The following is a 26,429-nucleotide window of genomic DNA, read 5'->3' as shown; positions in this document are numbered from 1 at the left end:
ACTAGTGATTGAGTTCCTCTCTAGAACTCTCTATACTTGTCTATTATGACCACGTACAGGATCGGCGAGTTCGCTTCCCGAGTGGGGAGGTCCGCGTCGACGGTGCGTCGGTGGGAGCACGAGGGCCGGATCACGGCCAAGCGGACGGCGAGCCAGGGCCCCGGCAAAGTCGCGATAGGCGGCGGTAGTCGCCCCACGCGGCCTTCTGATTGCCGCGCTGCACCTGCCCGGGACCAGCTATAGCGCCGAGCGGCGGCGCAGCTGCGCCGCTTGTCACGGCTCGCCACAAGATCATCTAACGACTTTGCCGGGGCCCTGGACGGCGAGCGGGCAGCGCTACTTCGACGAGTCGGATGTGCGGGCGGTGTTGCAGTTGGGGGCACCAGATGCGGAACGAGTGACGGTCGTGTATTGCCGAGTGTCGTCACCGGGACAGAAAGATGATTTAGCGTCGCAAGTCGCGGCAATGGAAATGTTTTGCTTAAATGCTGGAATTGCAGTCACGGAGTGGGTCACTGAGATCGGCGGTGGAATGAACTTCAAACGCAAGAAGTTCACGCGGCTGATCGACCGGATCGCTGATGGCTGCGTCGAGCGTCTTGTCGTGGCGCATAAGGATCGATTGACGCGTTTCGGGTTTGACTTGATCGCCCATGTTGCGGACCGCAACGGATGTCAGATTACTGTCGCCAACACCGAGTCTCTGTCGCCACAGCAGGAACTCGTGGAGGACCTATTGGCGATCGTTCATACGTTCTCATGCCGTCTGTACGGGCTTCGGCGTTACGAGAAACAGATTAAAGCAGACCGTGACCTCATAGAGGGCGGGGCCTGATGAAGGTCACCAGAATTGCTTACTCCGCAGGGATTAATGCAGGCAAGTACACTGCCTTGCTTGAACAGGCACAGCGTCTAGGGCGTGTGCGGTCAATGGTATGGAACCAGTTCGGTTCGATCGCTGGGGTAGGGCTCTCGGATAGGTTTATTCGAGATCTATGGATGGCTGATGGCACTGCTGAGGCATTCGACGTGCCAGCTAACGCCTGGAAAGAGACCGTACGGGACGCGGTCGCGGACATCCGCGCGCACCGTGATGCCGCGAAGGTCGAGGTACGGAAGAAGATCCACCGGCGTACAGTCGCTTCCCCCCAGGAGAGGAAGCGACTGTACGCCGCATTGAAACGGGATCAATGGGTCGATGATCCGCTGCTGTCCCGATGGATGCGGCAGTGCTGGCGCCGCGGGCATAACCATACTGCAAACCAAATCATCATCCGTTCGGATCAGGTTCGCACGTTCACACGCGCCGAGGGCGGAAATGTTTGGCTCAAGGTTCCTGGGGGCTCCGGCTGCGCGCCGATCACGGTACCGCTGAACACTACAATCGCGCCAGAGAAAACTCTCCGGCTAATCCTGCGCGGTGGCCGGGTCGAAGTCCATTACCAGATCGACGACCAATCATTGCGGTCGAGTCACCGGCCCGTCGGTGATCGCGCCATCGGCGTGGACAAAGGATACACTGAAGTACTCACCGATTCCGATGGCCGCCGCCATGGTCAAGGGCTCGGCCCGTTACTGAGTGCCCGTTCCGACCAGCTCAAGATGCGTAACGCCCGGCGGGCGAAACTACGCTCGATCGCGAACGCCGCCGACCTACGCGGTGATCATGCGAAAGCGCTACGGGTTCGCCGTCATAACCTCGGGACGATCAAGAAAATCCGGCAAGAACGAGCCTGGAAAACCCGCGTCCGGGATATCACATATCGCGCAGTGAATGCTGTCGCTGACAATGCGAACGTGATCGTGGCCGAGGACCTCACCCGACGGATCAACAACCGGGATCGAGGTCCTGATACCAACCGTCGGCTGGCCGCCTGGACCAAAGGTATCACCGCGCAAGCACTCCATGACGTGTCGGAACGGCGAGGTTCGTCGTTACGGCTGGTCAACGCTGCCTACACGTCGCAAGTCATCCCCGGAACGTCGACCCTCGGTCGTCGCTCCGCAACCTGGCTTCACTGCCCTCATAAGGGCAGGGTCGTGTGGGATGCTGATCATGCTGCCGCGATCAACATCCTGGATCGAGACGGAGACCCCGACATCTCCCTGTGGACCCCGCACACGCAGGTGAAACAGATCATCCAGGAACGAGATCGTCACCGGTCCAGACTGCCGGACCAGGACTCCAGCACCGCTGGCTACTGCAGGTGCGGAGAGCGAAACATCCGTTCTGATCAACAATGATCAATGAACAGGAAGCACCCTCGACGGAGTCCTCGTCGCGGTCGGCGAAGTCCCGATTCACGGCGCCCGCCACGACGCACATGCCTACGCCGCATCCGGGCGGAGCGTCTGCGCGATCTCCCGTCCGTCGCCGACCTCGGCTACATCGGCGTCGAGGGCATCAACACGGTCCCGCACAAGCGATCCCCCGGCATCGACCTCGACCCCAGCCAAGTCGAGTTCAACACCGCCCTCGGCAGAATCCGCGCAGCCGTCGAACACGCCATCGCGCACCTCAAAACATGGCGCATGCTCAGCGAAGAAGGCGGCCGATACCGCTACCCCATCAGCAAATACGCAAGCACAGTTGCAGCAATCGTAGGCCTCTACTTCTTTGCGGCTTATGAATAAGCCCCCAGATACGACTCAGACTTCGAGGGCTACGCGCGGAGACCGCGAGTACATCTATTCAACTCCTCCCTTCGCTTTCTCCCTTCGCTTCAGGTTCAGCTCGACGCTTTTTTATCGCGCGCACGATTGTGAGCGTAATAATTAACCCGACTAGCATATGGAGCATGCCCTGTTTCCACAGGACGTGAATATTCCCAACCACGACCTGAGTGCACACCCATATCCCTAGACCAAGCCACGCTCCAAGAAGGGCTAAGGAGAGCCGCTTCACTACTTCGCGTTCAGAGTTGCCGTTCTCATTCTGCATATAAGAGCCTAACGTCAGCACGCCGCAGCGGCACCCGTGAGCCCGCCACCGATCCCTCCGCCGACAGCACCAATAGCCGAGCCAGGAGGCTTATTCATAAGCCGCAAAGAAGTAGAGGCCTACGATTGCCGCAACTGTGCTTTCGTATTTGCTGATGGGGTAGCGGTATCGGCCACCTTCTTCGCTGAGCATGCGCCATGTTTTGAGGTGCGCGATGGCGTGTTCGACGGCTGCGCGGATTCTGCCGAGGGCGGTGTTGAACTCGACTTGGCTGGGGTCGAGGTCGATACCGGGGGATCGCTTGTGCGGGACCGTGTTGATGCCCTCGACGCCGATGTAGCCGAGGTCGGCGACGGACGGGAGATCGCGCAGACGCTCCGCCAGCCCGGATGCGGCGTAGGCATGTGCGTCGTGGCGGGCGCCGTGAATCGGGACTTCGCCGACCGCGACGAGGACTCCGTCGAGGGTGGCGGCGATCTGCAGGTTCATGCCCGAGTAGCCGGCCTTGACCGAGAACAGGTCGGACACTGCGTTCCAGTCCCACGTCGGGCACACGGTGCCATCGACCAGCACTGTTCCGCCTCCGAGGACCTCCCGCGGGTCGGGCACGACGTCGGCGAGGACCTCGCCGATCACCGGGCGCAGCAGGTCCCAGCGGCGACTGACCGTGGACTGGCTGACCCCGAAGATCGCGCCCGCGAAGTCCTGGGTCACGTTCTTGCGCATCAGCGTCACCACCATGGCCACTGACCGGAACAAGCCCAACGCAACAGGCCTACCTGCAGAAACGAACTTGCCGCCGCATCGGGCGTGTACTCTCACCACCAGATCGGTGAGTTGTCTATCGTCCAACCCTGTCATAGCTTTGAATCGCAACAGCTCTTCGCCGATCCTCGTTCGATGCCTGGGAACACCGAACAAACCGGCAAGGGCTGTTGCACTTCAAGCGCGACACACCGCCGTGCCGGTATCGAGACAAAATCGCCGGTGACGGCTTCCGCAGATCAACAGAATTACTCCCTTGTGAATAAGCCCCAGGGACAGAACCAGCAATAGGAACCGTCACTGCCCCCACGGCAGCTCCACCAAGCCGCCACGCACCTCACACCCCTGACCAGCACAAACAGGTTGGGAAAGGCTCAGTGCTGGATTCAGCGTGTCCAAGATCTGGGGTCAAGCCCCCACCCCCACGTAGTCCTGCACGGCGCATGAGGCGTTCCACCGTGCACCGGGCGACGTGCCGGCCCGCGACGCCGCCTTCTCGTCGGAGTTGCGCCCACACTTTCTGGCTGCCGTACACGCTGAAGTTGTCCCGCCACACCCGCTCGATCTCCTTCAGGTTCTCGCTATCAGTCAGAGACCGCGCCGAGGGCGGCCGAGTTTTCGACGCGTAGTAGGTACTCGGGGCGATCTTCACACCGGCATCAGTCAACACCGCGCAGATCGGCTCGACCCCGAAATCAGTCTTGTATCTATCGATGTAGTCGAGGACTACCGGCTGGGGCGGTCGAGCTCCGCCGCGAAAAAAGCCGACGCGGACTTCAAAATAGCGTTCGCGCGTCGTAACTCGCGGACCTCGCGTTCCAACTCCACCACGCGGGCCGCTTGATCTGTGGTCACACCAGGCCGAGTACCGGCATCGATCTCGGCCTGTTTCACCCAGCCCCGCAACGTTTCAGGGTTGATCCCTAACTGCTCACCGATCCGGCGACACACATTTCCTCCACGCCCACCCGGCACAGCCTTCGCGTCCACCACCAACCGAACCGCACGTTCGAGCAATGCTTGAGACCTGTGGATGACCTGGAGGGGCCGTACCCTCCCGGTGATCTTGAGGCTCTGAAGCAAGGCCGGCGGGTCAACGCCGGCCGGAAGGGTACGACCCGTGCTCACCGTAGTTCCTGGAGCTGCTGACACCGATGAACCCCGCCGGGGCGGCGGCTCGCTGATCGACGACCTGGTCCGCGAAGGCGCCCGCCGGATGCTGGCCGAGGCGTTGCAGGCCGAGGTCGATGACTACATCGCCCGCCACGCTGAGGAGCGCGACGAGCACGGCCGGCGGCTCGTGGTCCGCAACGGCACCCACCAGCCCCGCGAGGTCCTCACCTCGGCCGGCGCGGTCGAGGTTGTCGCCCCGCGGGTCGACGACCGCCGCATCGATCCCGAGACCGGGCACCGCTGCAGGTTCTCCTCGGCGATCCTGCCGCGATGGTGCCGCCGCACTCCGAAGATCACCGAGGTGTTACCGCTGCTGTATCTGCACGGACTCTCGACCGGGGACTTCGTGCCCGCGCTCGGGCAGTTCCCCGGCTCCACCGCGGGCCTGTCGGCGTCGATGGTCACCAGACTGACCGAGACCTGGAAGACCGAACAGCAGACCTTCTCCCGCCGAGACCTGTCCGGTGTGGACTACGTCTACCTGTGGGCCGACGGGATCCACGTCAACATCCGCCTCGAGGAACACGAGCTGTGCCTACTCGTGCTCATCGGAGTCCGCGCGGACGGCGGCAAGGAACTCGTCGCCCTGACCGATGGCTACCGCGAGTCGAGCGAGTCCTGGGCCGATCTGCTGCGCGACTGCGCGCGGCGCGGCATGCGAGCACCCGTGCTCGCGGTCGCTGACGGCGCGCTCGGGTTCTGGGGCGCGCTGCGCGAGGTGTTCCCGCAGACCCGCGAGCAGCGCTGCTGGGTCCACAAGACCGCCAATGCCCTTGCCGCGCTGCCGAAGTCAGAGCGTGTTTGGAAATTCTAGTGGGTTGAGGGTGTCGTGTGTTTCTGCTGGCGGGTGGCGGGGTATCCACGGGCGATGCGGCGGGTGATGGTGTTGATCGCGGCCCAGCGGATCATGGCTTCGGATGTGGTGGGGTGGCGTTCGTAGTCTCGGGCCAGGCGTCGGTGTGCGGTGAGCCAGGCCAGGGTCCGTTCGACCACCCACCTTCGTGGGAGGACGGTGAATCCGCGCTGCTCGGGTGGCTTGCGGATGATCTCGATCGTTGTCTGCAGGATCGTGGCGGCCCAGTCGAGCAGTCGCCCGGCGAAGCCGGCGTCGGCGTAGACGAACCGCACCCTGGTGCGCAGGTAGAGGTTGAGCAGGATCGGCTTGGCGCCGTCGCGGTCCTGTACCGAGGCCGAGCACACCATCGTGGTCAGCAGCAGACCGAGGGTGTCGGTCACGATGAACCGTTTCCGTCCGCCTGTCTTCTTCCCGGCGTCGTAGCCGCGGGAGTCCTGGCCGACGGTGTCGGCGCCCTTGACCGACTGGGAATCGATGATCCCCGCACTCGGCTCCGGATCACGGCCCTCGGCGATACGTAACTGCCCCCGCACGACCGGGAGGATCTTCTCGGTGACCTTCTGCTGTTCCCACTGGTTGAAGTACCAGTAGACGGTCTGCCAGGGCGGGAAGTCCACCGGCAACGCCCGCCAGGCACACCCGGTCCGCACGACATACAAGATCGCCCCCAGCACGTCCCGACGAGCATGAGCAACAGGCCGCCCCCGCCGCGCGAGCGGCGGTAACAACGGCTCGATCACCACCCACTGGGCATCACTGGTGTCCGAGGGGTACCGGCGCGGTCGTTCCTGCATGCCGACCACGATGGAGCACCCCAGCCGTGTCGACCATCCCGACACACCCACCATTTCCAAACACGCTCTCAGCGCATCCGGGGGCGAAGAAGGCGCTGACCGAGATCTGGAACGCCGAGGACAAGCGCAGAGCCCTCGACGCCGTGGCCCGCTTCGAGGCCGCCTACCGGGCGAAGTTCGGCAAGGCCGTCACGAAGATCGGTGACGACCTCGACGAACTGCTCGCCTTCTACGACTTCCCCGCCGAACACTGGCAACACCTACGCACCACGAACCCGATCGAGTCCACGTTCGCGACGGTCCGCCACCGCACCCGGGTCACCCGCGGGCCCGGGTCACGCGCGGCCGGACTGGCGATGGCGTTCAAGCTCATCGAGGCCGCCCAGAACCGATGGCGCGCCGTGAACGGACCGCACCTGGTCGCCCTCGTCCGAGCCGGAGCCCGATTCGACGCCGGCCGCCTCGTCGAACGACCCGATGCCCACACCCACACCGAAGCCGCCTAAAAGATCTTCATCCACAGGTCTTGACGATTGCTCATCATCTCGCTTCCCCAGCAATGCTGGATTCAGCGTGTCCAAGATCCGGGGTCAAGCCCCGACCTCGGGCGCGGCCGAGGCCCCGATCGACGTGACCCCGTGATCGGATCATCAGGGGGCTCGGTGTCGACGCTGCTGGGCCCGACGCAGTCGCAGCACCGACCGGATCGGGCCGGCGTGATGCCGTGACCGGCGGCACTGCGGTCGATGACCCGCTCCAGCCCCGCACCACTGTAGTAGCACATCACATGCTACACTATGATGATGGAGCGAATCGGTGTTCGGGAACTCCGCCAGAACGCGTCTCGATACCTCGCGCTGGTGAAGTCCGGTCAGAGTGTGGAGATCAGCGAACGTGGCACGCTTGTGGCTGTGTTGGTTCCCTCTCAGGGGCCCCGAACGACCAGGGAGCGGCTCATCGCCGCTGGTCGGCTGGCTCCTGCGATGAGCCCGACGGGGAGGGTGCATGCGTTGCGGCCCGTGCGAATCAAAGCAGGTGAGCCGAGCAACCAGGAACTTCTCGATTCCGAGCGCGAGGAACACCTGTGATCTACTTGGACTCCTCGGCGTTGATGAAGCTGATCCGCGAAGAGGCCGAGACCGCGGCGCTGAGTGCATGGCTCGCCCCGCAGACCGAGATACCCATCGTGACCAGCGAACTGGGACGGGTCGAGGTCCTGCGCGCCGCTCGGCGAGCCGGCCCCGAAGTACTCACCGAAGCACGCGCGGTAATCGGCGATCTCGACCTGGTGCCACTCGACCGCGGGGTCCAGGATCTCGCTTGCGACGTCGGCTCTGCGTCTCTACGGACACTCGATGCCCTGCACCTAGCCTCCGCCGTGCTCTTACGCGACGAGCTGTCCGCCTTCGTCGCTTACGACCATCGCCTCGTCGACGCCGCCCGGGTCGCCGGTTTGCCCATTACGACACCGACCACCCCAAGAGCCGAGTCGCCGCAGTCACCGGAATGACATCCCGAGCGCGAGCTGCCTACAACGAGGCTTATTCAGGCTTCGTCAGGTAAGTGCGTAGAAGATGAGTCCGATGACTGCCGAGATTGTTGTGTTGAATGTGGCGTAGGGTCGGCGGTAGTCTGTGAGGCTTATTCAGGGCCCGTGAAATAACGATCTAGCCCGGCGTGTCGGGTTGGGCGACAGCCCGTCCATCGCGAAGATTGGTTTGTCGAATCAATCCGAGATGAATGGGCTGTCGCAGTATGTACTATACCACTGGTTTTCGGCGTGATGAGATTCAGGATCTTGCTGCTCTGGTGCATGAGCAGGGTCAGCGGAACGCGGCTGGTGCGCGCCCGCCTTGGCCGCCGCTTCTGGGATTGTTCTGGTCGGTGGTGATCACGTTGGCGTATCTGCGCGGGAATCGTGTGCAGTGGGAGTTGGCGGAAACCTACGGGGTGTCGCAGTCGACGGTCAGTCGAGCGATCACGGGGGTGACACCGTTGCTGGCGCAGGCGCTGCGGAGTGTCGTTCCGACTGCGGAGGAGCTTCGTGTCGATCGGCAGTACATCATCGACGGAACCCTACTGTCCTGCTGGTCATGGACCGCCGTACCAGGTCTGTGGTCGGGCAAGCATCGCACCACCGGCGTCGTCGTCCAGGTCGCAGCCACCCTGGAAGGGCAGCTGTCGTGGATCTCCGACCCGACCCCAGGCTCCCGACACGACCTACATTGCCTCGACCAATCCGGCGCCCTCGACCACCTCGCCACATACCCACCGATCGGCGATAAAGGCTACATCGGGCGCGGCATGCTCACCCCGTTCAAAAAACAACCCGGCCGGGAACTTCTCGACTGGCAGAAAACATTCAACAAGAGCCTCAACCGCACACGCGCCACCATCGAGCGAGTCATCGCCCATATCAAGTCGTGGAAAGTTCTCCACACAGACTACCGCCGACCCTACGCCACATTTAAAACGACGATCTCGGCAGTCATCGGACTCATCTTCTACGCACTTACCTGACGGAGCCTGAATAAGCCTCATTGGTTACGAGATGTCCAGCCCCCGCAGACTCATTCAAAGCTTTAGCTGCAGCCGGAAATTCTACAATATAAGCGACGCCGAGGAGAACGAAGAGATTCGTTGCGAGCAGTCGGTCTGCGTCGCGGCCGCCGTCGAAGGTCGTAACCGCTACGCGCCACAGCACGGCTGCCAGCAGCAGGCAGCCCATTATAATCCGGGCCACAGCTACCGTCGTGTCCATCAAGCGCCCATAGCGCGAGAGGTGCCCAGTCCATCATTCAGAGATGTGAACTGCTTACGTGCCTGCCCTCCCGATTTAACCCATGGAACAAGCAAAAAAGCAACCTCCTCTGCTTCCATTTCGGCACGCGTTGCAAACCTGGCTCGTCTCAACGAGCCTCGAACGGTACTCGGCGACAGCGTAGGAAATATCTCCCTGATCAGTTCTTCGTCGCTCCCGCAGCGATGCCCGAGAAGGCAGTGCCCAATCTCGTGGCCAAGATTATGGTCACGAAGATCCGGGTCAGTGTCAGGCTCGATGAGGAAAAGATCACGATCTTCGGTATCTATAAATAACGCGAACACATCAGGCTTGGGAAACCTGTACGGCAGAATCACCATGGGGCGCTCACGAACAGCGGCCAACCTCATACACAGATCCGTCAAATCCGATATAGGGCAGTCCATCGCAACCGCCCTCGCAACATCTCGAACGCACCGCTGAGCAACCTGATAGGGACTCCGAAGTGCCACCACAGCACACCTTTCTGGCTAAAATTAATGCGCTCGTACTTTTCGGTCCGACTCAAGCCGCTCTAAAATAGAGTCGCCGCGATACGGAATCGCCGACAGGCCCCTCACTGATCGGCACCACTTTCTTCATCATAAATGCTGAATTTCGCCTGCCGGTCTGCGTCTCTCCCTTCAGACCCTGGCGCCGACATCGCAATATCGTGAAGCCAATCGCGAAAATCCTCCGGAAGATCGGCTGCGCGCAGCGCGATTGCCCGAATTTTCGCGTCGCGCATCGCAGAAAGAAGCTTCAGGTCGCGGTGTACATCTCCGGCATACCTCCCAGAAGAAATAAAATACTCTTCCGGCAGGTCAAAGAAACGGGCGAGTGCCTGAAGATGCCGCAAGGATGGATTGGTGCGCGATCCAGCACGTAGCAATGAAAGATACGCCTCACCAATCTTGGGTTCGCCAGGTTCCCCGTTCTCCGCCAGCCACTTAACTGCCTCTCGATTAGAATACGGGCCGCGACTGGGGGGGTGAACCGACTCGAATGCTTGATTGAGCCTCTCCGCAAGAGTCGGTCGCGGACCCCGCTCGCCCAATTCATTACTCACAGGCACAACAACTCCTTACGCCGACGCCGACGCCGACGCCGACGCCGACGCCGACGACTTTACCCCCATAGCGTGCTGACCGAAACCATCAGCGCAGGCCGGTTGACGAACCGCGAGCTGCGTGCCAGTCTCCTGGACACGTCCTGTGACGACACGATCACTTGCTACCGCCGGGCGGGTTGCCCGACGGCGTGGTCGGCAATGCGTCGCGTGCTGGTGCTTCGTCTCCCCCGGAGGTCTCCATGCTCGACTCGCCCCCGACGAGCCTGATCCCGGGCGGCAGTGGATGCCGCCGGGGCTCGTCCCGCCGCGACCGGTCCGTCGTTCGGGGCGTGACGGGGTGGACCAGGAGAACTGGTTGCGGGACAGGATCCTCACCGCCACCCGGGAGCTGACGCTCGCCGCAGAAAAGGTCCGCAACCCCTACGGGGCGACCCTGGAGGACCAGGCGCCGGCGGCGTGGCATGTCCGGACCACCCAGGCGATCCTCGATGACTGCGTCGAGCACCTGGATGACCTCGATGACTGCGACAGACACCACGGGCCCGGCGGGCCGCCCCCGCAGCCGACACGCCCGTAAGAGCAGCCGCCGACCGGGCCGGTGGCTGGGTCTGGCAGGATCGGATAGTGAGCTGGGCTCTTCTGGCTCTTCTGGCTCTTCTGGCTCTTCTGGCTCTTCTGGCTCTTCTGGCTCTTCTGGCTCTTCTGGCTCTTCTGGCTCTTCTGGCTCTTCTGGCTCTTCTGGCTACCGGGACCCCGGACAGCCGCCCCCCCGACTCGGATGAAGGATCGCCGACGATGACCACCTAGACCCCCTGGGGCGGCCGCCACATGCTGGTCGTCCTTGGATCCCAATTCGATATGGCGGGCTGAAGCAGCATCAGCAGCAGTATGTGCTTCAGAACGAAGTAGGGCCCGACCTCTCGGCCGGGCCCTACAACGGAAGTACAACGGAGTATCCAGCTCCGCTCCTTCAGCCCCCCACTCTCACCTGAAGGGGCGAACACGCCTTGCCAGCGCAGAACAACAATAGCTCGACCCGTCAAGACCCGGCAACGCCCCCGGTCGAGGGCGCCCGGGATGTCTGTGGATGTCCGGTCCGGGCCGGGCTCGACACCGGACTCTGGCCCCTGACCGCGGGCGACCCGGGCGAGCTAGCCGCGACCGCAGCGGCGATGATCACTGCGGGCTGGTCGCCCGCCGCTGAGCTGTCCGCCGGGCCGCCGCCTGCGGCGCGGATGTGTACGCACTGCCTCCGCCGATCCGGTGTGGAGCGGGACACCGTCCTCGGTACGGTCCTGTGCGACCCGTGCTGGGTCGAGCTGGGCGAGGACACGACCCCTGATCCCGGTGCGGGTTTCCCCCGGGGGCTGCCGCGCACGGCTCGGGACTGGTACGAGGCGATCCGTGCGTCGACCTGGTACCGGCGGCTGCGCCGCGACGCCCGACGACGCCTCGACGCACTGCTCACCGAGCTCGCCCGCCGCGCGGACTGGACCGATCACCTGACCTGGCCGACCTGGAAACGTCTGCAGGAGGCTACCGGGTGGGCGCGGTCCTCGGTCGCGTCCTGGCTGGCGAAGCTCCAAGAGTCCGACTGGCTCGTCCTGATCGAGCCCGGCTCGACCCCGCAGTACCGAGGCCCGCTCCAGGCCATGATCCACGGCCGCCGCGGCAACCGGGCGGCGGTCTATCAACTCCACCTGCCCGACCACGCGATCACCGACACGAACACCGCCGAACACCGCGACACCGCACGGCCGCTCACCGAGACCGGCACCATCCCCTCCCCAACCCCAGTCGGAGGCTCCCTCGGTTCGTTGCGTGGTGAAAGTTGGACCCCAACGGGGTTTACTCTTACCGAAGGTAAGAGTTCTGTTCACACGCGCGCGAGAACGATCATCCACAACCGGGTCAGGGCCGGGGCCGAGCCGCCCCGCCAGGGCCGCCGGTGGGGGGACTGGTTCGATGACCGAGTGCCCACCAGCCGCGGGGAGAAGCTCGCCGCAGCACGACAGCTCCGCGACGACCCCCTGCTCTCCCGGCTCTCACCCCGAGCGATCCGCGCTCAGGTGAAGGCGTTCTGGCGGGCCGGGTGGACCAACAACGACCTGCGCCACGCCCTGGCACACCAGCCCACCCCCGACGGCCCTGCCCGGCCTGTCGAGCGCTGCCCGGCCGGGCAGGTGCGCTTCCCGACGGCGTGGCTACGCCACCGCCTGGCCCCCTGGCAGGGCCCTCACGGGCCCCTTGTCGCCCCGCACGTCGACGACCAGGCCCGGGCCGAGATCGCGGTCCGGCACGGCCGCGCAGCCGCGCAGCGGCTGCCCTACGGCCACACCCAGCTCGATGTCGACGCCCTACAGGTCGATGACCGGCAGCGGGCTAACGCCCGCGCAGTCATAGCCCGCAACCAGGCCCGCGACCGCCACGCACTACGCACCGGGCTCGTCCCCGACCACCACACCGCCGATGTCGCCACCCGGGAGGCCGCCCGCGACCAGATCACCGCTCTGCTCCAAGCCCGGCGCTCCCGACACCTCGCCTCTGCCCGAACCTCATCCTGAACACCAGCAACCACTCCGGCCGCCCGTTGTCGAGGCGCACGAACGGTGCTGCCGCGCCGCTTCCGGTCCTCGCCCGCTAGCGCGGGCTGCGGTCCGGGTCGACTTGCCCACGACCACCGACCTCGCCTGAAGCCGTCACAGACGCCCTCAGCGTCCGCTACAGGCCTATCTGTCGCCATCGTGAACGTCCCCGACCCGACCCCAGCCAGGACAAGACCGCCACGACGACCACCAGCAGCAGCACAGTCAGCACCGGAACGCCCGACGCAACACCTCCGCCGAGGCCTCCCGCTGACCCGCCACGACACCCCGCACCACCGAAGACTCGACCACACCAGGATGCGCCGACCGGAAACGATCCGCACCTGACCCGCCAGCAACACATCGCCTTCCTCACGGGCGACCTGGTCGTCCGCTCTCGGCGCGCTCCTGCGAGTGGGTATCGACAAGTATCCGGACCAGCGGAAACGGCCTTGTTCATGATCTCCTTGTAGGCCGCTGCGCAACGGCGGCCATGCCTCTGCCTCGCCCGGATCATGTCCCTGACCTGGGAATACGTTCGCTCACATGCCTCGAACGCCGTGATCCTCGCTCGGCCATCCTCCCTTGCGCATCTAGGCGAGTAGATGTCGGCAAGTATCGGGACCAGCGGAAACACCGCAATGAAACGATCTTGAGCGGTAGCCGTCGGCGGACACGGGTCGCGCCGGACGAGCCGCAGTGCTCTGACCAGGGGATTCTTTCTGACGGCGTGGCTGTCGCCGGTGCCGCCCGGGCCGCTCCACGCCGCTGCGGGGCGAACGTTGCGCACAGCAAAGGTGCTGGTCCCGATACCTGTAGGGCGATCTTGACGCGGGATCGTCACGGTGGACTCTGGGCGGTCGGGGCCCGGCCGAGGGGACGGCTCGCCGGCCCGTGCGCCGCCGCCACCCTGGTGCCGCCGCGGTCACGGAGGTGCGCGCGGAGCGCCGTTGCGAGCCGATCCCGACCGCGCCGGACCCGAGTGCCCGGCCGAGCCGCCCTCGGACACCTCGGACACCTCGCCACGCGCCGCCAGAGCGGGACACCGCGCCGCCCGAGGCCCATTGACAGCCCGTCCCCGCGGTGGTCGGTGTCGGCGAGCAGTCTCGACGCCCCGTTCAGGCGCTCGCCGAGCTGCTCTGACCGGATCACCGCGCCGCCGGTGCCGCTGGGCCTGGCGGTCGTCGTGCACGGCCGCGCCCGGAAAAGTTGGGTGGAAATCCCCGGGGCTCTCGCGTGCGCGCGCGACGCGCGCCTACGCGCACATCGCGTTGAGACCCGCTCGGCGGGGAAGTCCGGCGAGAAAATTTCCTCGACGGAAAATCGGCCAGTGCCTCGGCCAGCGCCGCCCGGCGTCAGCGAGGGGCAGCGGGCGGCGATCCTGGGCTGTGCCGGCGCCGCACCCCGACCATCGACCGGAAGAGTCGCCGCCGCCGCCGACGCCGGGCGCGCCGTCGTCGCCGTCGCTGGCGACGGCGGCCCGTGGTCGCGTTCGGGCCGCGCGCCCGGAGCGCAGGGCCGATCGCTGGCTCATGGTTCGGCTGGTCCGGTTCGGCCGAGCTGGCCGGGGCGTGGTGTGGCGTTCTCGGTCCGTCGCTGACCGCCGCGCGGCCGGGGTTTTTCCCGGGTGGAAATTTCCCGGCGCGGCGGCCGGAGTGAGCGGGTCTCAACGCGATGTGCGCGTAGGCGCGCGTCGCGCGCGCACGCGAGGCGCCCCGGGAATTTCCTTCGCCCGCGACCGTCACGGCGGCTGCCCCGGCCGCATCCCAGCCCGGTCGCTGGGTGCGGTGCGTACCTGCCCGGTGACAGTGGGTCGCGGCCCGGTCTTGTCACGGCGGTGGGCGGGGTGCTAGACATGAAAAAGCTCGTCTGGCGTCTCGCTAGGTGGGCGACCGACACCCCGGATTGAAGTCCGGGGCGCCGGTCTGACCAACCAACCTGCACGAAATCAGGTGATCGGCTATGTGGCATCGTGCCTGCACGACGCATGTTGTTCCACCCCAGGGTGGGGCGATTCCCCCGGATGTTGACCCCGGCTGTGAGCAGCCCAGGTGGTTCCCGGATGGTCTGACCGAGAAGCTCATCGATCGCCTGTGGGCGACCGTTGCGACGATGCCGCTGCCGCGGACGTCGGCGCCGGGGTGGGCCCGATGAACGGCTCGTCGCGGAGCGGTGCACGCTCGCACGGTGTCCGGTCGGAGTCGTGGCTGGAGGACCTGGTCCTCGCCCCGGACTCCGACCGCGATGACTCCGGTGGGGCCGGGCCGCGTCTGATCGGCGAGGCCCGGCTGCTCGCCAAAGAGGTGGAGCAGGCCCGCGCTGTCGTCGCGCTCCAAGACGATCCCGCGCTTCTCGACGCCCGGTCGCCACGGGAGCGGCGCGCCGACCGGAAGGTCACCGAGAAGCTGCGTGGCGCCGAGCGTGCGGAGCGGCGCCGGACTCGGATGGCTGAGATCGCCGCCGCTCGTGGTGAGCGCCGCGAGGCGGGCTGGGCGCATCGTGCGGTCGCGAACCGCGACCGTCTACTCAACCCGGACCGTCGGCTCACCTCGACCTACCGGCGTTATGTCGGGTTGTCGATGGTGCCGCCGCTGCTGATCGCCGCCGGTGTGTTGTTCATGGCGGTGACCGTGCACGACGGCGTCGTCGGTGTCGACGGCCCGTGGTACGGCTACCTGATCGAACCTCTCGCGTCGGTGCTGCTGGTCGTGAGCTTGTTCGTGGGTTTCACCGCGGTGCAGCACGGCCGCCGCATCCCCCGCGGCCTGTATGCGCTGGATGCGGGCCTCGCCGCGGCGTCCCTCGCGCTCACGGTCGTGCCGTGGGGTGTGCGCTACGGATTCGACCCGGGCTCGACCCTGGCGCATGTCCTGCCGCCGCTCCTGGTCGCCGCAGCGGTGATCGTGCAGCATGTGCTGCATTCGGTGTTCCGGCCGATCTTCGCTGACCTGTATGACGAACTCGCCCCTGCCCGCCTGGACGAGACGTCGGCGGACACGGTCGTGCTCTATGAGCGCACCCGTCAGGCGGTCGCTGACGGCCAGATCGCGGCTCCGTCGGGGGCGGTGTCGCGGGAGGCGATCCGTAAGAGCGTGTTTGGAAATTCTAGTGGGTTGAGGGTGTCGTGTGTTTCTGCTGGCGGGTGGCGGGGTATCCACGGGCGATGCGGCGGGTGATGGTGTTGATCGCGGCCCAGCGGATCATGGCTTCGGATGTGGTGGGGTGGCGTTCGTAGTCTCGGGCCAGGCGTCGGTGTGCGGTGAGCCAGGCCAGGGTCCGTTCGACCACCCACCTTCGTGGGAGGACGGTGAATCCGCGCTGCTCGGGTGGCTTGCGGATGATCTCGATCGTTGTCTGCAGGATCGTGGCGGCCCAGTCGAGCAGTCGCCCGGCGAAGCCGGCGTCGGCGTAGACGAACCGCACCCTGGTGCGCAGGTAGAGGTTGAGCAGGATCGGCTTGGCGCCGTCGCGGTCCTGTACCGAGGCCGAGCACACCATCGTGGTCAGCAGCAGACCGAGGGTGTCGGTCACGATGAACCGTTTCCGTCCGCCTGTCTTCTTCCCGGCGTCGTAGCCGCGGGAGTCCTGGCCGACGGTGTCGGCGCCCTTGACCGACTGGGAATCGATGATCCCCGCACTCGGCTCCGGATCACGGCCCTCGGCGATACGTAACTGCCCCCGCACGACCGGGAGGATCTTCTCGGTGACCTTCTGCTGTTCCCACTGGTTGAAGTACCAGTAGACGGTCTGCCAGGGCGGGAAGTCCACCGGCAACGCCCGCCAGGCACACCCGGTCCGCACGACATACAAGATCGCGTCCAGCACGTCCCGACGAGCATGAGCAACAGGCCGCCCCCGCCGCGCGAGCGGCGGTAACAACGGCTCGATCACCACCCACTGGGCATCACTGGTGTCCGAGGGGTACCGGCGCGGTCGTTCCTGCATGCCGACCACGATGGAGCACCCCAGCCGTGTCGACCATCCCGACACACCCACCATTTCCAAACACGCTCTCAGGGACGGCCGGGTCGACGGTGATCACCATCGGCCCCGCCGGCCGGTCGGTGTCGCGTTCCGATGCCGCCTGCGGGGCCCGCGGCGGGCCCGGGCGGGTCGTCCACTCGCCACGACCACCCACACCCGCCCGACCGCGAGACGCCTGCCGGACGCGGTCGCGCAGAGCCCGCGCCCACCGCTGCCGACGCAACTCCCCGGCCGCGGCCCGCTCATGACGCTGCCGACGCCGGTCGGTGGCGTAGCCCCAGCCATCGGCCCACCACGCACCCAAAGCCCGCCGCGCCGGCCCCGGGGCGCGGCGCGAGCGCGGGTGCGCGATCCGCTCCGCCACCCGCCCGGCCAGCGCCTCAGCGACCGTCGGGCCCGACCGGCGGGCATCTTTCGCCATCCGGCGTTCATGGGCGCGTTCCGCCCTGCGGCGCCGATCTCGCAGCCGGGGCGGCTCGGTGCCTCGCGCGGTCGCGATCACCTCGGTCCCCGCGTATCTCGCGAGGCCCCACACCAGCAGGGACACCAGCAGGATCGTCTCCACCGTCGGTCACCCGGTGATCCAGGTCGAGGCCACCGCACCAGCGCCCCCGACCCCGCGGGCCAGGACGCTGTAAAAACCGGCCAGCAACGGCGCACCGGAGGCCACCGCCAGGGTCGGCGCGGTCAACGCCAGCCACGGATGCCACGACTTCGGCTTCGCCGTGCGCGGCACGATGCCCTTCACCACGACCTCAAGCGTGGCGATCACACAGACCGCGGCCAGGACCGTGCCCCCGGCCACACCCAACAGCTGGGTGACCGTGGAAGTCGCACCCGACAGCGTCGTGAACACCCGCCCCAACAGCGTCCCCAGCACACCGCCGATCCCGGTCCCCGCGACCAGGAACAGCGCGTTCGTGGTCTTCGCGCAGTTGCCGTTGTACTTCAACCACCCGCCCAGGACCAGCGCCAACGCCGCCACCACACCCGTCGACGCCCACCCCGCCGCGTTCACGACGCACCTCCAGCAGAAGCCCCGGACAGCCACACCGACAGCCAGGTCGGCGTCCAGTAGGACCAGGTCACACACTCCGGCACCAGGACTCCGACCAGCGGAATCTCGTTCAGCACCGACGCCACGGTGACCAGCAGCGGCCCGAGCGTCCACAGCCGGCCCGGGGTCCGCGCCGACCACCCCACCACCCCCGCAACCAGCAGGGCAGGGGCCTGCACCAGCCAAAAGTGCGCGACCGCGACCTGGCGCACCATCGGATGCTCACTGGTCGTCCAGTCCCCGCGCCGGGCCAGCTCCAGGCCTTCGGCCAGGGTGACCGGCCGTTCGACAGCGGCCCGGCAGCCCGTCACCGCAGCCGTGGCGGCGCTCGCCAACCCACGGGCGAGTCGCGTCCACCACGGCGGCCCCGCCTCCGGGACCGGGCCCCACCCGACCTTCTCCGCCACAGCCGACACCGCCGCACCCGGGGCCGCCGCACTCGGAGTCGACTCGCTCGACGTCGTACTCGTCGCCGTACTCGTCGTCGCACTCACCGCGGGCTCCTTCCCACACTCAACGGCTCCCCGGCCTGCAGCTCCAGGAGCCGATCCCCCGCCGTGACCAGGGCCGACACCGCCGACTCGACCACCCGCGACGCCTCGGCCGGGTCCGGATGCCGCCTACTCGCCGCCCCGCGGGCGTAATCGAACGCCACCACCAACCGCTCCACATCCGACGAAGCCGCGGCGAAACGCACCACGAACCGCGACCGGCGCCGATCCGGACGGCCCCGCCGCACCGCGACCTCAACTTCTGCGCCAGCAGCCGCGGCGGCCCGGCGGCGGTAGCCGCTCACCGCCGACCCCCCAGCCCGACAGCACGCCGGTGCTCAAGAGCCCGGGTCACCAGGCCGGCGACACTGCACCACACCGCCACCGCGGCGAGGCCCATCACGATCCGCGGCACCGACCAGTCCGCAGCCATCGGGAACAGGGCCTCCACCAGAACGAACACACTGAACCCGACACCACCCAGCCCGATCAGCAGCGGAACCGACGACACCACCGACACCAGCCGCGACAGCGCCGCCCGCACCGGGTGCGGCGCGAACTTCGGACGCCGCACCCGCACCCGCTCCGGCGGGAACAACGACAACTGACCCGACCGGTCTGGCGAGTGATCCAACGCCCGGTCCAGCGGCCGGTCCGACACTCGACGCGACGATCGACGCGGCACCAGCCGGGACACTCCAGATGACGACACAGCAACAGACACGCAAACCTCACCCCAAAAAGGAAGAAGCAGAACAAACAGGAGATAACGGACACCATCGGGCCCGCGGCAGCCCCACAGCAGCTACAGCACGCCGCTACAACCAGCCGAAGACGACCCGAGAAAAACCTAGACAGACCTGCACGGCAGAGCGAACGGCAGAGCCGAACTGAACGCCTCTGCGCCAGGACTATGCGAGGGCGGCGACCCGGGCGCCGTTCACACGCCCCGCCACCGACGACACCGGCGCCGACACAGCAGACGACGCGGCAGACGACGCGGCAGACCCGGTGCGGTGCAGGAACGCGGTGACATGGTCATAAGCGTCCCCGGCGAGCTGGGCGCGGGACTTCCCGACCCCGAAGGTCTTAGAGCGTGTTTGGAAATGGTGGGTGTGTCGGGATGGTCGACACGGCTGGGGTGCTCCATCGTGGTCGGCATGCAGGAACGACCGCGCCGGTACCCCTCGGACACCAGTGATGCCCAGTGGGTGGTGATCGAGCCGTTGTTACCGCCGCTCGCGCGGCGGGGGCGGCCTGTTGCTCATGCTCGTCGGGACGTGCTGGGGGCGATCTTGTATGTCGTGCGGACCGGGTGTGCCTGGCGGGCGTTGCCGGTGGACTTCCCGCCCTGGCAGACCGTCTACTGGTACTTCAACCAGTGGGAACAGCAGAAGGTCACCGAGAAGATCCTCCCGGTCGTGCGGGGGCAGTTACGTATCGCCGAGGGCCGTGATCCGGAGCCGAGTGCGGGGATCATCGATTCCCAGTCGGTCAAGGGCGCCGACACCGTCGGCCAGGACTCCCGCGGCTACGACGCCGGGAAGAAGACAGGCGGACGGAAACGGTTCATCGTGACCGACACCCTCGGTCTGCTGCTGACCACGATGGTGTGCTCGGCCTCGGTACAGGACCGCGACGGCGCCAAGCCGATCCTGCTCAACCTCTACCTGCGCACCAGGGTGCGGTTCGTCTACGCCGACGCCGGCTTCGCCGGGCGACTGCTCGACTGGGCCGCCACGATCCTGCAGACAACGATCGAGATCATCCGCAAGCCACCCGAGCAGCGCGGATTCACCGTCCTCCCACGAAGGTGGGTGGTCGAACGGACCCTGGCCTGGCTCACCGCACACCGACCTGACTTCGGTCACTTGTCTTAGTGCTTCGCCGCGGGCTGACGGAGCGCGTCGAGGAGGGCCTGTTTGTCGGCGGGGACGGCGGGCGGGAAGGTCTGCTGGGTGCCGTTGATGGCGATGGTGGCCGAGCGCAGTGGTCGGAGCTGGCGGACGACGTTGCGGATGGTGAGCCCGGTGCGGTTCTGGATCTCGCGGGCGACTGCGAGGGCGGTGAACACGATGGTCAGGTGCGCTTCGATGGACTGGCGTTGGTGGTGGAACATCGGGCGGGCGCGTAGGTCGGTTTTGCTCATCCGGAAGGACTGCTCGACGTGCCAGAGGTCGTGGTAGTCGCCGATGATCTCCCCGGCCGCTGCGCCGCCGGCCGGGATGTTGGTCACGTAGCCCTTCAACCCGACCAACCGGTATGCCCGAGCCAAGGAGGCCTCGTCCAGGGCGCGGGAGCCGTTGGTGACCTTGACGAACCGCGGTGTGCGCGCGGGCTTCTCGCCGGCGATGACCTCGCGGGCCCGGTTCTCCTGCAGGGTCAACGTGCGCCGGTCCCGGACGGCCCGCTTCGTGGAGTAGGCCCAGACCGCCCGCCAGGATCCCGGATGCTGGTTGGGGTTCCAGACGGGCTCGGCCTTGACCTTCGGGCTGTTCTCGCTGCGCCCGGTGCGGCGGTCGCGTGGTGTGAGGGTGTCGATGATCTGCCCGTCGACGAAGGCGTCGCCGTGCCAGTGGAAGTGCGACTCCAGGTCAACCGGGGCCTTGGTGAGTCGGGAGCCGACGATGAACCGCAGGCCGGCCTCGTCGAGGTCGCGCAGGTTCGCGGCCGAGAGCATCCCTGCGTCGGCGACCACGACCATCCCGCCCGGCTCGACCGGCAGCTGGTGTCGGGCCCGGAAGGCCTCGATGATCGGCAGGATCGTCGCGGTCTCGGTCTTGTTGCCCTCGAAACAGCCGATCTCGAGGGGGAACCCTGCGCGATCGACCAGCAGCCCGACGACGACCTGCGGGTCGACCCGGCGTTCCTTGGAGAACCCGACCTTGCGCAGGTCGTCCTCCTTCTCCGCCTCGAAGTAGAGGGTGGTGACGTCGTAGAGACACAACGACACATCCCCACTGCCACGGGCGTGGGTGAAGCAGGCCCTCGCGATCTCGTCGCGGTAGCTGCGCCCGGTGCAGCGCAGCAGGGTGCGGCGCATCGTCTTTTCGCTCGCCGCGGTGACGCCCAGACCGGCCAGCACCCGACCGGTGTCCAGGATGGACGTGGGCTCGACGATCCGGGCGATCACCAGGTCGCGGAACGTGTCATCAGCGACCTCTGCGAACCCGAGGCCCGCGTAGACCTCGGCGAGGATGTCGAACAGCACCCGCGACCCGGTCGTGATCACCTGCGGCGCACCCACCCGCCGGGTTGTGGTGCTCGGGGCGCGCCGCGGCATCTGGCCGAACAGCCCCTCCTGCGTGGCACCGCCGGCCGCGGTGGGCGCGATCAGCTCGGCCCGCCGGGGTGACGGCGCGACGCCCAGATCCAGGGCCTGCTGTGCAGCGTCGTCGATCAGCCCACGGGCCTGCTCGACCAGCAGGCCCAGCTCGGCCTCGGTGTGCGCTGACCCGACATGGGCCACGATCCGTCGATGGCCCTGCACGGACTCGGCGATCTGGACCGCGGTCGCCCCGGAGGCCGTCCGTACCCGCCTCACCCACGCCACCTGACCGAGCGTAGAGCACCGAATTAGTGCCTCACACCGCTCCCGCGCAAACACATCACCGCAGCTCAGCGCAGTACAAGCTGCGAAACCAGGCTCGGGTGACCAAAGTCAGGCCAGAGGTTCGAGGGATCGGTGTCCGTGATGGCGTTCAGCGCTGGGCGGGGGTTCCGGGTGGCTCGGTGACGGTGTCAGGGTCTCGGCAGGTGCTGGTGGGACATGACTCGTCGACGTTGGTTGCTGTCGGGGGCCGTAGTACTGCGGTCGACGTCGGGTCGGGAAAGTCGGTGGCTTCGCCGTTGAGCGGGGAGGCGGGGTGGGAGTGCCACGATGATGAGCGTTCGGTGACCGTGTGCGAGCTGATGAAGGGGCTTGACCCTTACGCGCTGGTGGGTCTCGATCGTGACTCGGGTGCAGAGCTGTGGCGGATCGTCGCTGATGCCGGTCGGGTGCCGCCGCGGGTGACGGCGACGTGGCACGGCGCGGTGTACGGGTTTACCGATTCTGGTCCGGTAGTGCTCGATGGTCGGACGGGTATGGATCGGACTGCTACTGCGGCGGCGGCCCCGTTCTTGGTCAACGAGTATTTTGGTGTCTCTGCTGCGCCCGGTTCTCGCCCGGAGGGCAAGCCGAATTACACCGGTCGGTCGAGGCAGGTCGTGGTGCCGGCGATAAGTTGACGGGCGATCGGTGATCGCCGCTCCCTCGGGAGTCCTGGTGGTATCTCAGGGTCGGACCTGGGGCGTGTCTCTCAAATGGGAGGGATAACACGACCCAGTTTCAATAGCGCATGAACTCATTATTGTTTGGTGGGTGCGCCGCCGCGTGTGGTGGCGTGTTTGATGCGGAGTCCGACGAGGAGTTTCGGGTTCCAGTGTCCGTGTGTGAGTAGTTGGTGTTGGGTGAGCCAGGCGACTGCTGTGTGGAGTTGTTTCCGGAGTCGGTCTCGGTCGTCTTTCCTAGTCCTGCTGGTCCGGCTTTCCCTTTTTCGAGTAGTGCTCCGATGACGGGTGCTAGTGCTCGGCGTTCTTGTAGTGTTGGTGTGCGTCGGGCGAGTACGGCTGCGATTCGTTGTTGGAGTTCGGGTGTGTCTTGTGGGTGCACCATGGTCAGTGGTGTCAGTTTCACTGGCCCGGTGCCCTGGATCTGCATCCAACCGTTTTTCACGGCTTTGAGTGGTTCCGGGGCGGGTTTCGGCTTGGGGGGCGTCGGGGGTTGGCGCTTGCGTTTAGGGGTGGGGCGCTTCTTCGGTGGGAATTCCCCTTCTAGCTCCCCGACCGTGGTGAGGACCAGTATGTGCGCGGGGGTTGTGATGGTTCCGGTTGTGGTCACGTTGTCGAGGTATGCCGACCATGAGCGGCATTTTGTGAAGGCGGATAGTTCGAGTCCGGCTTGGGTGGCGAGCTGGGGTAGTGCGGTGAGTTCGTCGACGGGGTAGCGGTGGGTGATCTGGAGGGGCAGGCGTGGTGTCCCGGCGGGGAGTGTTGCTGTCACGGTGTCGCCGGGTGCTGCGTCGGGGATTTCGCTGCTGATGGTTGCTGTTTTACGGCCGTCGGCGAGTCGGGTCAGCGCTCCCCGCCCGAAGATCAAGACCGGTTGAGAGTCGTCGGTGGTGCCGTCGGCAGTGGTGTCGGCAGTGGTGTCGGTGGTCATCGGGGTCCTGCTTCGTGTGCGCTGTGTCCAGCGGTGGCGTTGTCGGTGGTGTCGGTGTTGTCGGTGGGTCGCGGTTCCGGGTCGGTGGTCACCGGAGGTGCGGGCGTCGGAGTGGTGCTGTCGTTGTCGGGGCGTGTGGTGCGTAGTGCTGTTCCGGCGGGTGCGGTGCCGCAGCCGATGTCGTGGAGTTCGGTGGGGCTCCAGCCGGCTGCGCGGGCGGCGCGGTAGGCGTGGGCGTAGGCGGTTTGTGCGTCGCGCCATCGTTGTCGGGCGTCGTCGAGGTGGGCGCGGGCGGTGTCGACGGCGGTTCCGAGTTCGGCGAGTTCGGTGATGGGTTGCATGCGGGTGCGGAGGAGTTCGCGTGCTGCTGCGCGGGCGTGGGTCTTGGCCTGTGTTGTCGCGGTTGTCGCTGTTGTCGCCGCGCGCGCGTTCATGCGCGGAGTGTATCGGGTGCGGCCCGATCTCGTTCCGTGTGACTTGGTCGGGGTTGTGACCGGGTAGGTGCTGTCTGCGTTCCTCGCCTGCTGCGCTGTGGGTGTGCTGTCGGGTGCGTTACTGCGCGGCGCGGCTTGCGTGCGCCTGCGGCGCGGCTTGCGTGCGCCTGCGGCGCGGCTTGCGTGCGCCTGCGGCGCAGCAAGTTGTGTGTTTTCTTTAAGAAAACACGCGGCGGGTCGTCGGTCGTGAGATGCTCGCCCCGGAGTCTGAAGCGTCCACGGTGTGATGCCGCTTCCTTTCGAGTCTGGAAGGAAGATGATCGTGCCGAAGCAGATCCCGGAGGAGACCAAGCAGCGAGCGGTCCGGCTCGTGCTGGGTCATCTCGATGAGTACCCGAGCTTGACCGCTGCCTGTCAGACCGTCGCTGCCCGTCTGGGTTGTGGCGCGGAGTCGTTGCGTCGGTGGGTGCGTCAAGCCCAGATCGATGCCGGGGACCGTGACGGTGTCACCTCGAGTGAGTCCGAGCGTGTCCGGTTGTTGGAACGGGAGAACCGTCAGCTTCGTGAGGCCAACGCGATCCTGCGGGACGCAGCGGTTTTCTTCGCGGGGGAGCTCGACCCCCGCAGGCGTTGATCGTCGCTTTCATCGACGCGCAACGCCGACAGGGCCGCACGGTCGAGTCGGTCTGCCAGGTCCTGTGCGAGCAGGGCTGTCAGATCGCCGCGCGGACCTACCGACAGTTCAGCCGCCGCCGGGCCAGCGCCCGGGACCGGACCGACGCGGTGATCATCGACGTGTTGCTGTCGCTGCGGGGGACCCCGGAAGGTATGTACGGGCGCCGCAAGATGCTCACCTGGTTACACCGCCACGGCCACCCCGCCTCGTTCCGGCAGGTGGACCGGTTGATGCGCGAGCTCGGCATGAACGGGCGCCGCCGCGGCCGCAGCGTGCGTACCACCATCGCTGACACCGACCCGGCCGCTGGGCGGGCTCGGGACCTGCTGGAGCGGGACTTCACCGCGTCGGCGCCGAACCACCGCTGGGTCGCTGATTTCACCTACGTCCGTAGCTGGGCCGGGTTCGTCTACGTCGCGTTCGTCATCGACTGCTACTCCCGGGCGATCGTGGGTTGGCATGCCGCCACGACCAAGACCACCAGTCTGGTCACCACCGCGCTGCGGATCGCGTTGTGGCGCCGTGACCAGACCGAGGGGACGACCCGACCGCGCCCATGGAACGGGTCACCCCGAGCCGGTCGCAGAGCTCGGCGTAGGCACTCGAGGTGTAGACCGCTCCGTGGTCGCTGTGGAAGACCGCCCCGCGCAGCGACCCACGAGCCCGTTCCGCGGCGTGGAGCGCGTCGTTGACCAGGTCGGTGCGCATGTGATCAGCCAGGGCCCAGCCGGCGAGTTTGCGGGAGCAGCAGTCGATCACCGTGGCCAGATACAGGTTCGTCCCGCCTGCGAGGGGCAGGTAGGTGATGTCACCGACGTAGACCTGGTTCGGTGCTGGGGCGGTGAAATCCCGCCTGAGCAGGTCGGGCACCGTCTGCCGGGGCTGCTCGACGATCGTGGTGTGCACGCGGCGTCGGCGGCGGTAGCCGGCGATCCCGGCCGCGCGCATGACCCGCGCGACGCGTTTGTGGTTGACCCGATCGGCGGCGGCGACACCGTCGTTGAGCTCTGTGGTGGCCCGCGGCGCACCGATGGTGTTGTCGCCGTCATGGATCGTCTGGATCCGCGCCACCAACACCGCATCACCAGCGGCCCGCCGCGCCCGGACCGGGGCCGCAGCCAACCAGGCGTAGAACGACGACCTCGAGACGTGCACGAGCTCGCACAACCGCTTCACCTCGAAGGTGTGCCGGTGGTCAGCGACGAACTGGAAGCGGGTCACCAGCGCGTCTCCCCCGCGAAATACTTGGCCGCCCGCTGCAGGATCTCCCGCTCGGCGGTCAGCTTCTTCTCGCTGATCTCGAGTTCACGGACCCGGGCCTCGAGACGGGCGATCTTCTGCCCCGGTGGTTCCTCCCCACCCAGGCCCGACCCCGGCGTGGTACGCATGGGCTGTACCGGGCTGGGGCAGCTACTGCCATCAGCTGCGGTCTTGTTCCCCGTGCCGTGGATCGTGAGCCAGTCCCGCAACGTGCCCCGCGCGATGCCCAGGTCGTCGGCGATACCACGGACGGTGGCACCCGGGGTGGACTCATACAGATCAACAGCCTGCCGACGGAACTCGTCGGTGAAACTCTTCCTGGCCATGATCGCTGGATC

23 protein-coding genes, 7 pseudogenes and 1 other annotated feature are annotated in these 26,429 nt (G+C 66.5%); of the genes and pseudogenes, 15 read left to right on the top strand and 15 right to left on the bottom strand.

The window, feature by feature from the left end; all coding sequences use genetic code 11:
• Window positions 1-42: 42 nt before the first annotated feature.
• The 3 genes and pseudogenes from KPL57_RS55270 to KPL57_RS55260 all read left to right on the top strand — a co-directional run bounded on the left by KPL57_RS55270 (window position 43) and on the right by KPL57_RS55260 (window position 2,634).
• Window positions 43-835 (top strand): annotated as a pseudogene (locus KPL57_RS55270) (IS607 family transposase).
• A complete protein-coding gene (locus tag KPL57_RS55265) occupies window positions 835-2,244 on the top strand; it encodes a zinc ribbon domain-containing protein (protein ID WP_226358259.1) in 1,410 nt (469 codons plus the stop codon). The pseudogene KPL57_RS55270 and the gene KPL57_RS55265 overlap by 1 nt, the downstream one beginning before the upstream one ends.
• 3 nt (window positions 2,245-2,247) lie before the next feature.
• Window positions 2,248-2,634, top strand: coding sequence for a transposase family protein (locus tag KPL57_RS55260; RefSeq protein WP_226358258.1), 387 nt, complete (start codon window positions 2,248-2,250; stop codon window positions 2,632-2,634).
• A gap of 397 nt (window positions 2,635-3,031) precedes the next feature.
• Here the strand turns inward: KPL57_RS55260 and KPL57_RS55255 are convergent, their stop codons facing one another.
• The 3 genes from KPL57_RS55255 to KPL57_RS73115 all read right to left on the bottom strand — a co-directional run bounded on the left by KPL57_RS55255 (window position 3,032) and on the right by KPL57_RS73115 (window position 4,699).
• Window positions 3,032-3,682 carry a transposase gene (locus KPL57_RS55255; protein WP_226351147.1) on the bottom strand — a complete coding sequence of 217 codons (651 nt, stop codon included), beginning with the start codon at window positions 3,680-3,682 and terminating at the stop codon, window positions 3,032-3,034.
• Window positions 3,683-4,043: 361 nt separating this feature from the next.
• Window positions 4,044-4,358 carry an IS3 family transposase gene (locus KPL57_RS73120; protein ID WP_374203929.1) on the bottom strand — a complete coding sequence of 105 codons (315 nt, stop codon included), beginning with the start codon at window positions 4,356-4,358 and terminating at the stop codon, window positions 4,044-4,046.
• Window positions 4,344-4,472, bottom strand: a sequence feature (AL1L pseudoknot). Its footprint overlaps the gene before it by 15 nt.
• Entirely contained in the window at window positions 4,433-4,699 is a 267-nt protein-coding gene (locus KPL57_RS73115) for a transposase (RefSeq protein WP_374203928.1), read from the bottom strand. It overlaps the preceding feature by 40 nt.
• Before the next feature lie 127 nt (window positions 4,700-4,826).
• On the opposite strand from KPL57_RS73115, the pseudogene KPL57_RS55245 reads away from it, so the two are divergent.
• Window positions 4,827-5,672, top strand: a pseudogene (locus KPL57_RS55245) (IS256 family transposase); the annotation flags it as partial.
• Here KPL57_RS55245 and KPL57_RS55240 read toward each other — a convergent pair.
• Window positions 5,665-6,583, bottom strand: a pseudogene (locus tag KPL57_RS55240) (IS5 family transposase); the annotation flags it as partial. The pseudogenes KPL57_RS55245 and KPL57_RS55240 overlap by 8 nt on opposite strands.
• A gap of 14 nt (window positions 6,584-6,597) precedes the next feature.
• Here KPL57_RS55240 and KPL57_RS55235 point away from each other — a divergent pair.
• From KPL57_RS55235 to KPL57_RS55220, 4 genes and pseudogenes are all read left to right on the top strand, one after another.
• A pseudogene (locus tag KPL57_RS55235) lies at window positions 6,598-7,035 on the top strand (transposase); the annotation flags it as partial.
• A 291-nt stretch (window positions 7,036-7,326) separates the two neighbouring features.
• Window positions 7,327-7,617, top strand: coding sequence for a type II toxin-antitoxin system prevent-host-death family antitoxin (locus KPL57_RS55230; protein ID WP_308253039.1), 291 nt, complete (start codon window positions 7,327-7,329; stop codon window positions 7,615-7,617).
• Window positions 7,614-8,039, top strand: coding sequence for a type II toxin-antitoxin system VapC family toxin (locus tag KPL57_RS55225; RefSeq protein ID WP_226353661.1), 426 nt, complete (start codon window positions 7,614-7,616; stop codon window positions 8,037-8,039). The genes KPL57_RS55230 and KPL57_RS55225 overlap by 4 nt, the downstream gene beginning before the upstream one ends.
• A gap of 245 nt (window positions 8,040-8,284) precedes the next feature.
• A complete protein-coding gene (locus KPL57_RS55220; RefSeq protein WP_226353660.1) occupies window positions 8,285-9,049 on the top strand; it encodes a transposase family protein in 765 nt (254 codons plus the stop codon).
• Window positions 9,050-9,289: 240 nt separating this feature from the next.
• On the opposite strand, the gene KPL57_RS55215 is transcribed toward KPL57_RS55220, so the two are convergent.
• Both KPL57_RS55215 and KPL57_RS55210 read right to left on the bottom strand, forming a co-directional pair.
• Window positions 9,290-9,670 (bottom strand): hypothetical protein, encoded by a 381-nt coding sequence (locus KPL57_RS55215; protein WP_226353659.1) that lies wholly within the window; start codon window positions 9,668-9,670, stop codon window positions 9,290-9,292.
• A gap of 236 nt (window positions 9,671-9,906) precedes the next feature.
• Window positions 9,907-10,398, bottom strand: coding sequence for an XRE family transcriptional regulator (locus KPL57_RS55210; protein WP_226353658.1), 492 nt, complete (start codon window positions 10,396-10,398; stop codon window positions 9,907-9,909).
• Between the two features lie 340 nt (window positions 10,399-10,738).
• On the opposite strand from KPL57_RS55210, the gene KPL57_RS55205 reads away from it, so the two are divergent.
• The 3 genes from KPL57_RS55205 to KPL57_RS55195 all read left to right on the top strand — a co-directional run bounded on the left by KPL57_RS55205 (window position 10,739) and on the right by KPL57_RS55195 (window position 16,162).
• The gene (locus tag KPL57_RS55205) at window positions 10,739-10,978 is read left to right on the top strand and encodes a hypothetical protein (RefSeq protein WP_226353665.1); all 240 of its coding nucleotides are present in this window, start codon (window positions 10,739-10,741) and stop codon (window positions 10,976-10,978) included.
• Window positions 10,979-11,666: 688 nt separating this feature from the next.
• Window positions 11,667-12,965, top strand: coding sequence for a hypothetical protein (locus KPL57_RS55200; RefSeq protein ID WP_226353664.1), 1,299 nt, complete (start codon window positions 11,667-11,669; stop codon window positions 12,963-12,965).
• A 2,171-nt stretch (window positions 12,966-15,136) separates the two neighbouring features.
• Window positions 15,137-16,162 carry a hypothetical protein gene (locus tag KPL57_RS55195; RefSeq protein WP_226353663.1) on the top strand — a complete coding sequence of 342 codons (1,026 nt, stop codon included), beginning with the start codon at window positions 15,137-15,139 and terminating at the stop codon, window positions 16,160-16,162.
• On the opposite strand, the pseudogene KPL57_RS55190 reads toward KPL57_RS55195, so the two are convergent.
• From KPL57_RS55190 to KPL57_RS55170, 5 genes and pseudogenes are all read right to left on the bottom strand, one after another.
• Window positions 16,076-16,985, bottom strand: a pseudogene (locus tag KPL57_RS55190) (IS5 family transposase); the annotation flags it as partial. The gene KPL57_RS55195 and the pseudogene KPL57_RS55190 overlap by 87 nt on opposite strands.
• A 556-nt stretch (window positions 16,986-17,541) precedes the next feature.
• The gene (locus tag KPL57_RS55185; protein WP_226358257.1) at window positions 17,542-17,988 is read right to left on the bottom strand and encodes a hypothetical protein; all 447 of its coding nucleotides are present in this window, start codon (window positions 17,986-17,988) and stop codon (window positions 17,542-17,544) included.
• Complete coding sequence (locus KPL57_RS55180; protein WP_226358256.1) at window positions 17,985-18,521, bottom strand: hypothetical protein; 537 nt, start codon at window positions 18,519-18,521, stop codon at window positions 17,985-17,987. Before KPL57_RS55180 ends, KPL57_RS55185 begins: the two co-directional genes overlap by 4 nt.
• Window positions 18,518-18,685, bottom strand: coding sequence for a hypothetical protein (locus KPL57_RS55175; protein ID WP_226358255.1), 168 nt, complete (start codon window positions 18,683-18,685; stop codon window positions 18,518-18,520). Before KPL57_RS55175 ends, KPL57_RS55180 begins: the two co-directional genes overlap by 4 nt.
• Before the next feature lie 134 nt (window positions 18,686-18,819).
• On the bottom strand, window positions 18,820-19,092 hold the full coding sequence (locus KPL57_RS55170; protein ID WP_226358254.1) for a hypothetical protein: 273 nt from the start codon (window positions 19,090-19,092) through the stop codon (window positions 18,820-18,822).
• A gap of 532 nt (window positions 19,093-19,624) precedes the next feature.
• Between KPL57_RS55170 and KPL57_RS55165 the strand changes: the two genes are divergently transcribed.
• Window positions 19,625-20,398 (top strand): IS5 family transposase, encoded by a 774-nt coding sequence (locus tag KPL57_RS55165; RefSeq protein ID WP_226358253.1) that lies wholly within the window; start codon window positions 19,625-19,627, stop codon window positions 20,396-20,398.
• Here the strand turns inward: KPL57_RS55165 and KPL57_RS55160 are convergent.
• Window positions 20,395-22,071 carry an IS1634 family transposase gene (locus KPL57_RS55160; protein ID WP_226350710.1) on the bottom strand — a complete coding sequence of 559 codons (1,677 nt, stop codon included), beginning with the start codon at window positions 22,069-22,071 and terminating at the stop codon, window positions 20,395-20,397. The genes KPL57_RS55165 and KPL57_RS55160 overlap by 4 nt on opposite strands.
• A gap of 341 nt (window positions 22,072-22,412) precedes the next feature.
• Here KPL57_RS55160 and KPL57_RS55155 point away from each other — a divergent pair, with 341 nt between their 5' ends.
• On the top strand, window positions 22,413-22,748 hold the full coding sequence (locus KPL57_RS55155) for a hypothetical protein (protein WP_226358252.1): 336 nt from the start codon (window positions 22,413-22,415) through the stop codon (window positions 22,746-22,748).
• Between the two features lie 100 nt (window positions 22,749-22,848).
• On the opposite strand, the gene KPL57_RS55150 is transcribed toward KPL57_RS55155, so the two are convergent.
• On the bottom strand, window positions 22,849-23,721 hold the full coding sequence (locus KPL57_RS55150) for a hypothetical protein (RefSeq protein ID WP_226358251.1): 873 nt from the start codon (window positions 23,719-23,721) through the stop codon (window positions 22,849-22,851).
• Window positions 23,718-24,155: a hypothetical protein gene (locus KPL57_RS55145; RefSeq protein WP_226358250.1), complete on the bottom strand. Its 438-nt coding sequence runs from the start codon at window positions 24,153-24,155 to the stop codon at window positions 23,718-23,720. Before KPL57_RS55145 ends, KPL57_RS55150 begins: the two co-directional genes overlap by 4 nt.
• Before the next feature lie 322 nt (window positions 24,156-24,477).
• Between KPL57_RS55145 and KPL57_RS55140 the strand changes: the two genes are divergently transcribed.
• On the top strand, window positions 24,478-24,789 hold the full coding sequence (locus tag KPL57_RS55140) for a transposase (protein ID WP_226358249.1): 312 nt from the start codon (window positions 24,478-24,480) through the stop codon (window positions 24,787-24,789).
• A gap of 194 nt (window positions 24,790-24,983) precedes the next feature.
• Window positions 24,984-25,304 (top strand): annotated as a pseudogene (locus tag KPL57_RS73110) (DDE-type integrase/transposase/recombinase); the annotation flags it as partial.
• 64 nt (window positions 25,305-25,368) lie between these two features.
• On the opposite strand, the pseudogene KPL57_RS55130 reads toward KPL57_RS73110, so the two are convergent.
• Window positions 25,369-26,417: pseudogene (locus tag KPL57_RS55130) on the bottom strand (IS3 family transposase); the annotation flags it as partial.
• Window positions 26,418-26,429: the final 12 nt, after the last annotated feature.

The sequence above is a fragment of the Pseudonocardia sp. ICBG601 genome (genome assembly GCF_020496245.1).
Note: the sequence above shows the minus strand (reverse complement) of the source record. Positions and strands in the feature narration are given on the sequence as shown.